The 12,999-nt window shown below is 61.8% G+C and carries 8 protein-coding genes and 1 pseudogene; 4 read left to right on the forward strand and 5 right to left on the reverse strand.

From position 1 onward, the window contains the following. The first annotated feature begins 23 nt into the window (after positions 1-23). From AK829_RS07985 to AK829_RS07995, 3 genes are all read left to right on the forward strand, one after another. Complete coding sequence (locus tag AK829_RS07985) at positions 24-1,901, forward strand: GTPase (RefSeq protein ID WP_408606254.1); 1,878 nt, start codon at positions 24-26, stop codon at positions 1,899-1,901. Beyond that, positions 1,901-3,499: a GTPase gene (locus AK829_RS07990; RefSeq protein WP_232305706.1), complete on the forward strand. Its 1,599-nt coding sequence runs from the start codon at positions 1,901-1,903 to the stop codon at positions 3,497-3,499. The genes AK829_RS07985 and AK829_RS07990 overlap by 1 nt, the downstream gene beginning before the upstream one ends. Before the next feature lie 86 nt (positions 3,500-3,585). Further along, complete coding sequence (locus AK829_RS07995; RefSeq protein WP_052205381.1) at positions 3,586-4,023, forward strand: excisionase family DNA-binding protein; 438 nt, start codon at positions 3,586-3,588, stop codon at positions 4,021-4,023. Here the strand turns inward: AK829_RS07995 and AK829_RS08000 are convergent. Continuing rightward, positions 4,010-5,053 (reverse strand): DUF3039 domain-containing protein, encoded by a 1,044-nt coding sequence (locus AK829_RS08000; RefSeq protein ID WP_180950512.1) that lies wholly within the window; start codon positions 5,051-5,053, stop codon positions 4,010-4,012. The genes AK829_RS07995 and AK829_RS08000 overlap by 14 nt on opposite strands. A 50-nt stretch (positions 5,054-5,103) precedes the next feature. Here AK829_RS08000 and thiD point away from each other — a divergent pair. Continuing rightward, positions 5,104-5,916 (forward strand): annotated as a pseudogene (gene thiD / locus AK829_RS08005) (bifunctional hydroxymethylpyrimidine kinase/phosphomethylpyrimidine kinase); the annotation flags it as partial. Positions 5,917-5,952: 36 nt separating this feature from the next. On the opposite strand, the gene AK829_RS08010 reads toward thiD, so the two are convergent. The 4 genes from AK829_RS08010 to AK829_RS08025 form a co-directional block, all read right to left on the reverse strand. Then, positions 5,953-7,206 carry an ABC transporter permease gene (locus AK829_RS08010; protein ID WP_052205384.1) on the reverse strand — a complete coding sequence of 418 codons (1,254 nt, stop codon included), beginning with the start codon at positions 7,204-7,206 and terminating at the stop codon, positions 5,953-5,955. Then, positions 7,207-8,877, reverse strand: coding sequence for an HlyD family efflux transporter periplasmic adaptor subunit (locus AK829_RS08015; RefSeq protein WP_157045327.1), 1,671 nt, complete (start codon positions 8,875-8,877; stop codon positions 7,207-7,209). A 50-nt stretch (positions 8,878-8,927) separates the two neighbouring features. Beyond that, positions 8,928-10,796 carry a glutamine--fructose-6-phosphate transaminase (isomerizing) gene (glmS, locus tag AK829_RS08020; protein ID WP_052205386.1) on the reverse strand — a complete coding sequence of 623 codons (1,869 nt, stop codon included), beginning with the start codon at positions 10,794-10,796 and terminating at the stop codon, positions 8,928-8,930. Positions 10,797-10,900: 104 nt separating this feature from the next. Next, the gene (locus AK829_RS08025; RefSeq protein WP_052205387.1) at positions 10,901-12,991 is read right to left on the reverse strand and encodes a PhoX family protein; all 2,091 of its coding nucleotides are present in this window, start codon (positions 12,989-12,991) and stop codon (positions 10,901-10,903) included. Between the last annotated feature and the right edge of the window lie 8 nt (positions 12,992-12,999).

Genomic DNA, 12,999 nt, shown 5'->3' on the forward strand with positions numbered 1-12,999 from the left:
CTGGCTTCCCGCCGTCTGCAACAATGGGTCGGGTGAATACCCCCATGCTTGACCCGATTGATGCGGTCACTCGCCTGCGCAACGCGCTGGCCGCCACGACGCTGCCCGATGAGGCGGCCGCTGAAGCGCACGCAGTGGTGAATCAGTTTGACGATTACATCCTGCCCCGCCTGACCAACCTGGATGCCCCGTTGCTTGCCGTCATTGGCGGCTCCACCGGATCCGGCAAGTCCACGCTGGTCAACGCGCTTTTGCGTGAGCGCGTTTCCAACCCGGGCGTGATCCGCCCGACCACACGCCAGCCGGTGTTGGTGGCGAATCCGGGCGATGCTGAGTGGTTTAACTCCCCGCGCGTCTTGCCTGGCCTGACCCGCTCCCACGGCGCGGGCAATGAGCAGTCCACCACATTGCGCATTGTGGAAACCCCGAACCTTCCGCAGGGCCTTTCGCTTCTAGACGCCCCGGATTTCGACTCAATCGATGACCGCAACCGCGCCCTGGCCACTCAACTCTTGGCGGCTGCGGACCTGTGGATCTTTGTCACCACTCCGGCGCGCTACGCGGATCAGCTGGTGTGGAATTTCCTGCACGACGCGGCCGCGCGCGGCATCGAGGTCGTGGTGGTGCTCAACCGTCTCGACGAAGCCTCTGCCGAGACCGTGCCGCAGGATCTTCGCCGCATGATGGCTGAGGCGGGGCTTGAAGATGCCACGGTGTTCACGGTCCCGTTCGTGGTCGACCTTGGCAACAACCAGGAAACCCAAGCCACAGACGAGTTTCTGCCCGCAGAGCTGGTCGCCCCGCTGAACACCTACCTGCACGAGCTTGCACAAGATACGGCAGCCCGGCGGGCGGTTGCCGGCAAGACGGTTGCGGGCGCTGTTGAGGGGGCGTTGGCGAAGGTGGATGCGGCGGTGGTGACAAGGCAGCGTCGTGAAGACTTTGCTAACCAGCTGGATGCAACCATCTTCGATATATATAAGGACGCGCACCGGCATATTATCGACGCTACGTCGGACGGCCAGATGCTCCGCTCCGAGGTAATGGACCGCTGGCAGGACGTGGTGGGCACCTCCGATGTGTTCCGTGGTTTTGAGCGTTGGTTCTCCCAGACCGTTGATAAGGTGGGTAGCTTCTTCTCCGGCCAGCCTGCACCTTTGCGTGAGGTGGAAACTGAGCTGGAGTCCGGCCTGCACGCTGTGATTGTGGACGCCGCCGATACCGCCTCCTCCCGCTCCTGGTCCCGCATCGGCGTGATGGCCCCGCAGTTGCGTGAGAACGCAGATCCGGCGCTTGCGCGCGCAAGCCAGGACATCAATGAGCAGGCGGCGAAGCTGATCCGCGAGTGGCAGTCCGGCATTCTGGAGCGCATCCAGAACACCGCTGGCGAGAAGCGTCAGCGCGCCCGCGTGATGTCGCTTGGCTTGAACATGCTAACCGTTGCGCTGATGTTGGTGGTCTTTTCCACCACGGCAGGGCTGACCGGCGCGGAGATCGGCATCGCCGGCGGCTCTGCCGTGGTAGGCCAGAAGCTGCTGGAGACTATCTTCGGCGAAGACACGGTGCGCAGGATGGCTGCGGATGCCCGCCGCGACCTGGACCAGCGCCTGGACCACCTGCTGCGCGCGGAGCGCGAGCGCTACCACGTGCTGACGGACCCGCTGTTTGAGGGGGCCTCGGCAGAATCCATCCGCAACGCCGCAGCAGAAGCTCGCACTGCTATTGATCAGCGCTTCCCCGGCACGCTTGCACCGGCCCCAACCCAAGCGAACACACCCGCGCTGCCAGCCACAACAGAAGACGTCAACGAAAGCTTCCAGGCCGGCACACTCCGCGGGCTGTTTGACCAGCTTCGCGGCACGTTCAGCCCGCAGTCTCGCAACGATGGGAGCGCAGAGTAATGGGCATTTTCCAACGTAAAGCCTCGCTCGGTGACCGCCTGACCGCGCTCAACGAGGCCGCCGACATCGCCGCACCCTACCTCCCCACAGATGAGGTGCAGCGCCTCAAGCAGGTAGCGAAGGCGGGCTCTGAGCGCCGCGCGCTTTCCGCCGAGCACACCGTGGTGGGATTTTTCGGCGCCACCGGTTCCGGCAAGACCAGCCTGTTCAACGCCGTGGTTGGCGAGGACCTGGGCAAGGCCGCCGCGCGCCGCCCCACCACGTCCTCTCCCCTGGCCGCGATCTGGCACCCGGAGAATTCCGAGGAGCTGCTTGACTGGCTCGGCGTTGAGGATCGCCGCGAGCGCAAGGGCGATTTCGCCCCTGGTGCCGGCCCGTTGATCCTGCTTGACCTGCCGGATTTCGACTCGGTGGAGGCCTCCAACCGTGCGATCGCAGAACGTCTCGCCGGCCAGGTGGACGTACTGGTGTGGGTTTCTGACCCGGAGAAGTACGCCGACAGCGTGATCCATGACCAGTTCATCCGCCCGCACGCCGCCCACGCGGAGGTCACCCTCGCCGTCTTAAACAAGGCCGATCTGCTGCACCCGAATGACCGCGGAACCGTCGCCAATTCCTACAAGGAGCTTTTGCTTGCCGACGGCCTCACGAACACCACCGTCATCACCACCGCAGCCCGCACCGGGGAAGGAATTGAGGACCTCAAAGCGGCAATCGCGAAGGTAGCCAAGGCGCACAACGCTCAATCTGCGCGCATCGCGGCAGATATTCAGGCGGCGACTGGGAAGTGGGTGCCCGCGAAGGTTGCCGGTGGCGTCGATAAGCAAGCGAAGCAAGCTCTGGACGCAACCCTGGCGCAGGCCGCAGGCGCCCAGCGCATCGCGGAGACCACCGCGGCTGCTTACCGCAAGCGCCTCCACCAGCGCACCGGGTGGCTGCTGACCAGCTGGATTTCCCGCTTCAGGCCGGACCCGTTGAAGCGGCTGGGTTTGCGTGAAGAGTCGGACACGGTGGGCGTGCACCGCACCTCCCTGCCGGAGCTGGATGCGGCGTCGAAGGCCGTGGCCAACAAGGGCCTGCGCGATTACTCCGCGGCCGCCGCGCGCGACGTGCCCAACGCCTGGGCAAGCGCCATCGCGGACCGCACGGAGGAGATCTCCCAGAACCTGCCCTCGGAGCTGGACCAAGCGGCGGCGCGGACAAAGCTGCCCGCGCAACCGTCGAAAAGCTGGAACGTACTCGCCGCATTCCAGTGGCTTGCCCTGCTCGCCGCGCTGGTGGGAGTGATTTGGTACCTGGTGGTGGCGTTCGTGCCGGGTGTGCTCACGCCGCTCCTTGGTGGCGACCTTGTCCCAGAGGTTGAGGGCTGGCCAATCCCCACCCTGCTCATCCTCGCAGGTCTCCTCACCGGCATCCTGATCGGGCTATTGACCACGGTGTTTGGCGGCATCATCGGCGCGCGCGTGAAACGCAAGACCAGGCAAGCGCTGACAAAGGAAGTCGCGGCAGCCTCACAGAGCGCGGTCGTGGAACCACTGCAGCGCATTCGTGATGACTACGACAGGTTTGCCAAAACCATCACCGTTGCCGCTGGGTAGCGTTTGCCTCCAAGCTCGACAAGGTTTACACTTGCTACAGTTGTTACAGTTAATACAGATACGTGACTGCATGCACTGGAGGGACAATGTCGAACGCCGTACTTGGCCAGCTGAAAAGCACTGAGTTTACCGATGCTGACGCTGAGCGCCTTCGTGACTTTATCCAGGAAAACACTGGGTCCAATCTCGCTTTGGTGCTGCGCTCAATCCTCCTTGCGCTAGAGGAGGGCCAGTCCGTCAATGTTCTTGCGGACGATGCAGAACTATCTCCCAACGAAGCCGCCAAGCTTCTCAAGATGAGCCGCCCGCACCTGCTCAAGTTCATGCGCGATGGTTACCTGCCGTTCCACATGGTTGGTTCTCACAAGCGCATTCGCGTGTCCGATCTCACGGCTTTCATGCAGGCCCGAGAAGCTGGTGCAGAGATTCTCGCAGATGCACTGCACGGCACCCCTCAGACCCCAGAGGTTCCAGCAGCGCACCCCTTCTCAGATTCCGAGATCAACGACCTCAACGATCTGTAGTTTTCCGTAGATACGACTGCAGAGCCTGCGCTACCGGTTCCCCACGTTCACACTCCGGACAGATGGGGAGGTGCGCATGGGTTTGTTCGTCCCCAATTGGAACCCACCACTTTCCACACACTGCACGGATGGCTTTGCCCGTAATAAAGGCCTCCGCCAACGCCCCCTTGGTGGAGTAATGCAAGTATTGCGGCGCTGTCACCTTACGCAATGCCACCGGTTGGTCTTGTTGCGGAATGTCAAGCAAGGCAATAAGTTCCGCACGCGAAAGAGCAATCTGGACCACAAACTCCAAATCAGCGAATGTTTCAGCCGATTCCTCGTCAGTCTGAAAAAGACAAAATACCGACCGCAAGTAGGCCTGTAACTCTTGGTAGTTTTTCTGCCAGTTTTCGAGACGGAGAGATACAATCTCAACCTCATCTTGAGCGGTATCTACTTCCCAATCCTGAAAAGGGACTGTCTCCACATCAACGACAACAGACAAAGCGCCAACCTGGAGTTTCACCGGCTTGAGGGAAACCGTTGCATCTTTCAGTGCACCCAGTGTGGACTCCATCGCACAGCGGCCATATTCACGCTCACGATCCAGCCGCTCCTGCATTCCCAAAATTCGAAGATCTAATGCCGCTGGCCCCAAGGTTCCGTCCCGCTTCATCGCACCAAGCACCTTGTTTGCTTGCGCAAGAAAATGATCATGCGTATCAGCGTGGACTAGCCAAGCTGTATCACCGCCATCATGAACTACCGCGCCCCTCCATGCGGCGCCCTCCGCGTCTCGTGACTCAAAAACTCGGTGGTCAACGCTTCGAAGACGCTCGAAAATACCCTGGTCAAACCTCGCTTGGATGTAGGTCACCAGCGTAACCTCTGCTTGAGCATGCTCTACGGCTTGACGAAGATACTCGATCTTAACTTCCGGTTCAGATGCTCGTTTTGCATCGTTATACGCAGCGGCCGTGTATTCGGGCAGTTTGTCGCCCGAATACAGAATCTTAAGCACTTTGACCGTGGGCCTCACCGAAACCATGGTTTGTAGGCTACCCCGAAGCATCCACACCTCCGGTACCGTCGGAAACCATGACAACCAAAACCCCCAACGTTCTCTCCATCGCCGGCACTGACCCCACTGGCGGCGCTGGCATCCAGGCGGATTTGAAGTCCATCGCGGCCGCCGGCGGCTACGGCATGTGCGTGGTCACCTCGCTGGTCGCACAGAACACCCAAGGTGTGCGCGAGATCCACACCCCGCCCCAGGAGTTCCTGCGCGCGCAGCTTGCCGCGGTATTCGATGATGTTGCGGTTGATGCTCTCAAGATCGGCATGCTTGGCGACGCCACAACGACCCACACCGTCTCCTCCTTCCTCAAGGACAACCGCGTAGACATTGTGGTGGTAGACCCCGTGATGGTGGCAACCTCAGGCGACCGCCTGCTTACTGCGGACGCCGAGGAAGCACTACGCCAATTCGTGCGCGACCACGCCACCTTTGTCACCCCGAATATCCCGGAGTTGGCTGTGCTCACGGGCAAGGAGCCTGCCCAGACGTTTAAGGAGGCCATCGAGCACGGCCTCGGCTTTGCAGCCGACGCCAACGTCACCGTCGTGGTTAAGGGCGGCCACCTCACTGGGGATATGGCCTCCAACGCGCTGGTCACGCCGGACGGCAACGTCACGGTTACTGAGCTCACTCGGGTGAACACGAAGAACACCCACGGCACCGGCTGCTCGCTGTCTTCGGCGTTTGCCACCCGCGTTGCTATTGACCCCACCCCCGCCGAGGCCTTGGCGTGGGCATCCGACTGGCTCCACGAAGCCATCGCGCATGCCGATGAGCTCAACGTGGGACAGGGCCACGGCCCGGTCAACCACTTCCACCAGCTGCGCCGTCTCGCAGGCCTGCTGTAGTTTCGCTACAAAACCAGCGCCCTACTCGTAGCGCAGCGCCTCAATCGGCTTCATGCGCGCCGCCCGATTCGCCGGGTACCACCCGAAGAACAGGCCGATCCCCAGCGAGAACAGCAGCGCGATCACAACCGCGCCCACCGGCGGCAGCGCCACCGACCCCATGGCGGCCGTCCCCGCCATGCCAAGCGCCGCACCAAGCAGCACGCCCAAGGCACCGCCGAGCAGGCAGATCATCATCGCCTCAATAACAAACTGGGTGCGCACCGCCCGGCGCGTCGCCCCCAGCGCCATGCGCACGCCGATTTCGCGGGTGCGTTCCGTGACGGACACCAGCATGATGTTCATCACGCCAATACCACCAACCAGCAGCGAGATCCCGCCAATGGCGGAGATAACCAGACTGATCATGGCCATGGTTTGGTTCACTTGGTCGATTTCAGACTTGGTGTCTAGCACCTTCGCCACGTAGTCCGCATCATCTGCGTAGGCCTGTTCGGCCCAGGTGTTGACGTCGCTGGTCACATCCGCAGTCAGGTCCGGCGAAAGGGTGCGAATCTGCAGCATGCGGAAGCCCTGGGTCGGGTTCGCACTCAGGCGGGATTGTGCGGTGTATGGCACGTAGATGGACGCCTCTTCAAAGGTGCCTACCAGCGGCGAGGAGGTCTCAGCACGCCCGTAAGCGCCAACTACTTGGAAGGATGCGAAGCGTCCCGACACGTCAAGGTCCAGGCTCGCACCGATGGCAGAGGCCGGGTCCCCGTTGAAGTACGTGTCTACTACCTCGGGCGAGATCACGGCCACAGCGCGGTCGCCAACAATGTCGTCCTCGGTAAAGATACGGCCGGCGGTAATCGTGTGGCGTTGGATCTCAATGTAATCGGCGTTGACAAAATCCACGGTGACGGTGCCCTCGTTCAGCCCGCGCGTCACGCGAGCGGATTCGCCGCCCGCGTCCAGGGCAATACCTTGCACCTTCGGCCCGATGAATCCGCGCAGCTGCTCCACCATGTCTGGTGTGATCAGGGAGGCGTCGGGGACGTCCTCGTACATCCAGGGATCGGACTCGGAGTGGCGGGTTTTGACTTGGACGTTGACGTCATTAAGACCAAACTGCTCAAAATCGCTTTGGAGCTGCTGCTGCATGCCTTTGCCCAGGCACATGATGGCTACAACGGCGGCGATGCCGATGATCACGCCGAGCAGGGTGAGCACGGAGCGCAGCTTGTTGGCTCGCAGGCTGGTCGCGGCCAGCCGGATCGCTTCACGCAGGTTCACTTATTCGCCTTTGGGGCTCTCGCTTGCCGACGCCTCCGCAGTCTCCGCAGGCGTCTCCTCCGCAGTCTCCGCAGGCGCCTCCTCCGGCGCGTCCAGCGCCGGGCCAACCGTTACGCGCTGGCCAATGCGATCGCGGTACTCCCCCGGCGTCTTGATTACGCGGGTGCCTTCTTCAAGGCCACGTACTTCGGCTTCCAGGTCGGTGACGAGGCCAAGCGTGACGTCGGCGGTGGCGACTTCGAATTCGGTGTCGCTGCCGTCGATAGGCCGAAGCACGAGTACGGAGTAGGTGCCATCCTTATCAATGATGGCTTCACGCGGCACAGTCAGCGCCGCCTTCGAGGTACCCGTGGTGATCTGGACTTTGGCGGTGCCGCCGATGCGCAGGCCCTCAGTATCGCCGGTGACTTCGATGGTCACGGGGAACTCCGGGCGCGCGGGTGCCTGGCCAGCGCCCTCTGCCCCGCCGGGTGCGGGTGCTGCCACCGAGGAGACATCTACAACCTTGCCCTTGTACTGCTTCAAACCGCTACTCGGGGTGGTGAAGGTGACCTCGTTGCCCACCTGCACCTTGCCGGAGTCAACCTCGTTGACGTTGGCGGTCAGGATCAGCCGGTTCGGGTCCGCAACCGTAGCCAAATGTCCCGAGGACGGCTGGCCGCGCTGCGCAAGCACCTCGGTGACCACGCCGTTGATTGGGGAACGCACCTCACCGGATGCAATATCCACACGCAGCTGGCTCTGGCCAACCTCCGCGGCAGCCTGCGAGGCGTTCAGACTGCGCTGCGCCTGGTCCACAGTCGCCGCGCTCGCATCGATTTCCTGCTGCACCGCAAGGCGGGTGACCTCAAGCGCAATGTCCGCGTCGTTTTTCGCCTGAAACGCCTGAGCCACCGCACGCTGCTTCGCTTCCAAGTCCGCGTTCACGCCCAGCAGCGAGGCATCGTAGGCTTTCTGCGCCGCATCCAGATCGCGCTGCGCGCCCGTGTAGCGCTGGTCAGACTCCAAAATCCCCACCACGGGGCTGATCCCATCAACTTGCTGCGTAAAGGCAGCGATGAAGTTCGCCGCATTCGCACGCACGGAATCCAGGCCCGCCAAGGTCACGTTCCTGCGCGCGGTGTCCACCGCGTTCGCCTGCTGCACGGCCTCCGGTGTCAAACCGGCTTCGTGGAGCTGTTTTTGGTGGTTGAAGGTGGCCAACGTGTCGTCGTAACGCAGCTGCGCCTCACGCTGCGCCGCCTCAGCCTGAGTGATCCGGCCGTTGAGCCCCCGGTTCAGCGCGTCCTGTTGTTGGGAGAGTTGCTGCTGGGCTCGCTGGAGCTCATTTTGCGTTGCGACGTCCGACGACATCTGCTGCGCACGCTGCGCATCCAACTGACGCTGCGCACCAGACGTGTCCACCCGCGCCACAATCTGGCCCTCCTGTACCGGCTGGCCAATGCGCACATCCACCTCGGTCACCGGCCCGGTCAGCGTGGTGGTCAGCGCCACCACCTCCTGCGAACCAATGTCCGCGGCAGCCGAAACCTTGGCCACCACGTCCTTCGGCGCAAGCACCACGGTGTCCGTGTCAGGAACAGAGGCGGCGCCACCACCGCACGCCGCGAGTGTCAAAGCTGTAAACGCTGCCACCACAGCAGCGCCGAGGGTTACTCTCCGATTTTTCACGAAGTTAGGTTAGCAAATAACCCCATTAATATTCGAGCGCTACCGGGTTGCTATTCCACCGTCACAGACTTGGCCAAGTTGCGAGGCTGATCCACATTCAAACCGCGAGCTTCCGCCACAGCACACGCGAATATCTGCAGCGGCACCGTAGCCAGAAGCGGCTGCAACAGCCCAGCCGACTCAGGGATGCGGATCACGTGGTTAGCAAACTGCACCACGTCCTCATCACCATCTTCTGCAATCACTATGGTCACCGCACCACGCGCGCGGACCTCCTGGATGTTGGAGACCACCTTGGCGTGCAGGTTATGACGCGACCCCTTGGACGGCACGATGATAAACACCGGCTGCCCTTCCTCCACCAGCGCGATCGGACCGTGCTTCAGCTCGCCCGCAGCAAAGCCCTCAGAGTGCAGGTACGCAACCTCTTTCAGCTTCAGCGCACCCTCCAGCGCCACGGGGAAGCCCACGTGGCGGCCCAGGAACAGCACCGACTTGGACTGCGCTAGCTCCTTGCCCAGCTGCTTGACCTGGTCCTCATTGTCCAGCACGTTCTGCAGCTTCTCCGGCATCTCCTCCAGATGATCAATGATCTGGCGGATCTCATCGGCGTACTTATTGCCACGCACCTGCGCCAGGTACAGCGCAAGCAGGTAGGCAGCCACAATCTGGGAGATAAACGCCTTGGTAGACGCCACGGCGATCTCCGGGCCAGCGTAGGTGTAGAGCACCGCGTCCGACTCCCTCGGAATGGAAGCACCCACCGTGTTACAGATCGCAATGACCTTCGCACCCTGCTCACGGGCGTGGCGCACCGCCATCAGCGTGTCCATGGTCTCACCCGATTGGGACACGGCAACCACCAGCGTCTGCTCATTCACAATCGGGTCGCGGTAGCGGAACTCATGCGCCAGCTCCACCTCCGTAGGGATGCGGCACCAGTGCTCAATGGCATAGCGCGCCACCTGCCCGGCATACGCCGCGGTACCGCATGCCACGATGATGATCTTGTTAATAGAGCGCAACAGCGACTCATCAATGCGCAGCTCATCCAACGTTAGCTGGCCGTCCTCATTGAAACGCCCATAGAGCGTGTCACGGATAGCCGCCGGCTGATCGTGGATCTCCTTTTCCATAAAGGAGTTGTAGCCACCCTTCTCCGCGGCGGTGATGTCCCATTCCACGCGGAACGGTTTACCTTGAGCCACCGCACCCTCAAAGTCAGTGATCTCATAACCATCAGCAGTCAGCGTGACAATCTGGCCGTTGTCCATCTCCACCGCGTCGCGGGTGAATTCGATGAAGCCCGACACGTCAGAGCTCAAGAAGTTCTCGCCCTCGCCCACGCCGATCACCAGCGGGGAGTTCCAGCGCGCCGCCACAATACGGTCCGGGTGGTCCGCGTGGATAGCCAGCAGGGTAAACGCACCCTCTAGGCGCTGCGCGGTCAGCTGCATCGCCCGGGTGAGATCCCCGCTGGCCTCCGTGTTGTAGACCTCCAGCAGCAGCGTGCCAGCAACCTCGGTGTCCGTGTCAGAGACAAAGGTGTAGCCCTTTTCTGCAAGCTCCGCTTTCAGCTGCGCGAAGTTCTCGATGATGCCGTTGTGCACCACCGCCAGCGCACCATTGCCAACCACATGCGGGTGTGCATTCGCGTCGGTCGGGCCGCCGTGCGTAGCCCAACGAGTGTGCCCAATACCTAGGTGGGAAGCGTCAAGGGGTGCGGCAGCAATCGCTGCCTCCAAGTCAGCAACCTTGCCAGCCTTCTTGCGGCATTCAATGCGCCCACCTGTTGCTACGGCGACACCAGCTGAGTCGTAGCCACGGTACTCCAGCCTGCGAAGGCCCTCAATAATGACAGTTTTTGCGTCGCGTTCACTGTTGTTCGCAGCGCCGACATACCCAACGATTCCACACATAGTTCAAAATTTTAAAGGCAAAAAGCCGCAAACCCCACAGCGGACCTCTCTAGATCTCCTGCGGGGTTGCTGAACGTTCGCCGTGAGCCTTACGGCCCGTGATGTTAGGCCTTTTCCATACCAATCATTTGGCCGTCCGGGCGGAACACCTGCGCCACAGCCGGGCGCGGAACAGACGTGCCACCATCCGGCCAGTGAGAAGCTGGGTTTTCAAAGGTAGCGTCATCTTCCTCACCCGGGTGCTGCACGTTCACCAGCACCAGCTGGTCCGTCACAATCGGGCCACAGGTCTCAGCTGCATACGGGACTGTGAGGAAGCACTTGGTCTGGCCACGGTTCTCACCCTCCAGGCCAATGGCGTAGAGGCCATCGTTGGAGCCCAACGCGTTGCCGTCGGTAGAGATCCACAGGTTGCCATGGGAGTCAAAGGCGATGTTGTCCGGGCAAGAGATCGGGGAAACCTGCTCCTTCGGGAAACCGCTGAAGTAGGTCGACGCCGCCTCCGGGTCACCACAGACCAGCAGGAGGTTCCAGGAGAAGTCAGTGCCAGCGTGGTCATCTACAAGCTCCATGACCAGGCCGTTCTTGTTCTCGCGGATCGGTGCGTACTCGGTGACGTCTTCCTTGCTCTTCTTCTCATTCTCACCGGTGGCGCCGCGGTACTTGTTGTTGGTCAGCGCCAGGTACACCTTGCCGGTAACCGGGTTGACCTCGAAGTCCTCCGGGCGGTCCATCTTGGTTGCGCCAACCTCATCCGCAGCAAGGCGGGTGTAGATGGCAACCTCCTCACCGGTGAAGCCCTCAACGTGGGACTCAGCGGTGCCGTCCGCGTGCGCGGTCAGAAGCGGGATCCACGTGCCGGTGCCGTCAAACTCGCCGTCCTCAGGAAGGTCACCGTCGCCGGTGATCTCGCCTGCCGGGGAGTTGCCCTCCAGGTTGGCAACGTAGAGCGTACCCTCATCCAGGATGGTCATGTTGTGTGCAGCATCGCCCTCCTTGATCTTCTTGGAGGAAACGAACTTGTAGATGTACTCAAAACGAGCATCATCGCCGGAGTAGCACACCACGGTGCCATCCTCGGTGACGTGGATGTTGCCGGCTTCGTGCTTGAAGCGTCCCAAAGCCGTGTGCTTGACCGGAATGGACTCCGGATCATAGGGGTTGATCTCCACCAAGTAGCCGAAGCGGTTGAACTCGTTCGGCTCCTTCGCCAGGTCAAAGCGGTCGTGCAGGCGCTCCCACTTGCGTTCCGACGCCTCCTCCGGCACACCAAAGCGCTTCACATCAGCCGCCGGGCGATCGCCCGTCACAGCCTTCGCGTTTGCCCAGTACTGGTCAATGTTTTCCTCACCGGACAGGAAGGTGCCCCACGGGGTCACGCCACCGGCGCAGTTGTTGAAGGTGCCGAACACCTTGGTGCCAGTCGGGTCCACGGAGGTCTTCAGCAGGTCGTGGCCAGCAGCCGGGCCGACAATCTTGAACTCCGTCTCGCCGGTGATGCGGCGGTTCAGCGGGCCGAACTCGCGGGTCAGCTCACCGGTCTTCTCGTCGCGCGAGACCTCCAGGATGGTGTGACCGTGGCTGACAATACCGATGTTGATTTCCTCATCCGTCGGGTTCTCCGGATCGTAGTTCGGCAGCATCTGCGGCTCCGTGGAGTACTCGTGCGAGCAGACGTACACCATGCGGTTTTTGTCCGTCGGGTGCTCCATCAGGCCAGCAAAGTCATTGTTGAAGCCGAACTGGCGGGCAGCGGCTGCAGCGGTCTGGTTGTTCGGGTCAAACTCCGGAGCGTCCTCGTACACCGGGTCGCCCCAGGCAATCAGCACGGAGGTGGCGTAGCCAGCCGGGACAACAACCTCGTCCTTCTCGTTCGGCGCAACACTTTCAAAGCGCATGCCAGCAACCGGGGTGATCACAGCAGCTGCAGCATCAGCGCTGGAAGTGGGGGTTGCAGCCTGGGTTTCGGTACCCGCATCGCCTTCAGCGCCGCAGGCAACCAACACAGCGGTGCCGCCGAACGCCACGGTGGAGGCACCGAAGGCCTTCAGCACGCCACGACGCGACATGATGTCGCCGAAGTACGGGTTATCGGATTCGTTGGTGCATTCACCAGCACAGGCGTTGCCGCACTTGTAGGTGCAGGTCAGGCTGGAACGCTTGGAGTGGAAAAGGTTCTTACCCTTCAAAGACATGGATGTTC

The sequence above is a fragment of the Corynebacterium riegelii genome, from assembly GCF_001263755.1.
Lineage (GTDB): Bacteria > Actinomycetota > Actinomycetes > Mycobacteriales > Mycobacteriaceae > Corynebacterium > Corynebacterium riegelii.

Bases quoted from the DNA above. Each gene is read 5' to 3' on its own strand.
- AK829_RS07985 (WP_408606254.1), top strand. From the start codon at position 24: ATGGGTCGGGTGAATACCCCCATGCTTGACCCGATTGATGCGGTCACT.
- AK829_RS07990 (WP_232305706.1), top strand. From the start codon at position 1,901: ATGGGCATTTTCCAACGTAAAGCCTCGCTCGGTGACCGCCTGACCGCG.
- AK829_RS07995 (WP_052205381.1), top strand. From the start codon at position 3,586: ATGTCGAACGCCGTACTTGGCCAGCTGAAAAGCACTGAGTTTACCGAT.
- AK829_RS08000 (WP_180950512.1), bottom strand. From the start codon at position 5,053: ATGGTTTCGGTGAGGCCCACGGTCAAAGTGCTTAAGATTCTGTATTCG.
- glmS (WP_052205386.1), bottom strand. From the start codon at position 10,796: ATGTGTGGAATCGTTGGGTATGTCGGCGCTGCGAACAACAGTGAACGC.
- AK829_RS08025 (WP_052205387.1), bottom strand. From the start codon at position 12,991: ATGTCTTTGAAGGGTAAGAACCTTTTCCACTCCAAGCGTTCCAGCCTG.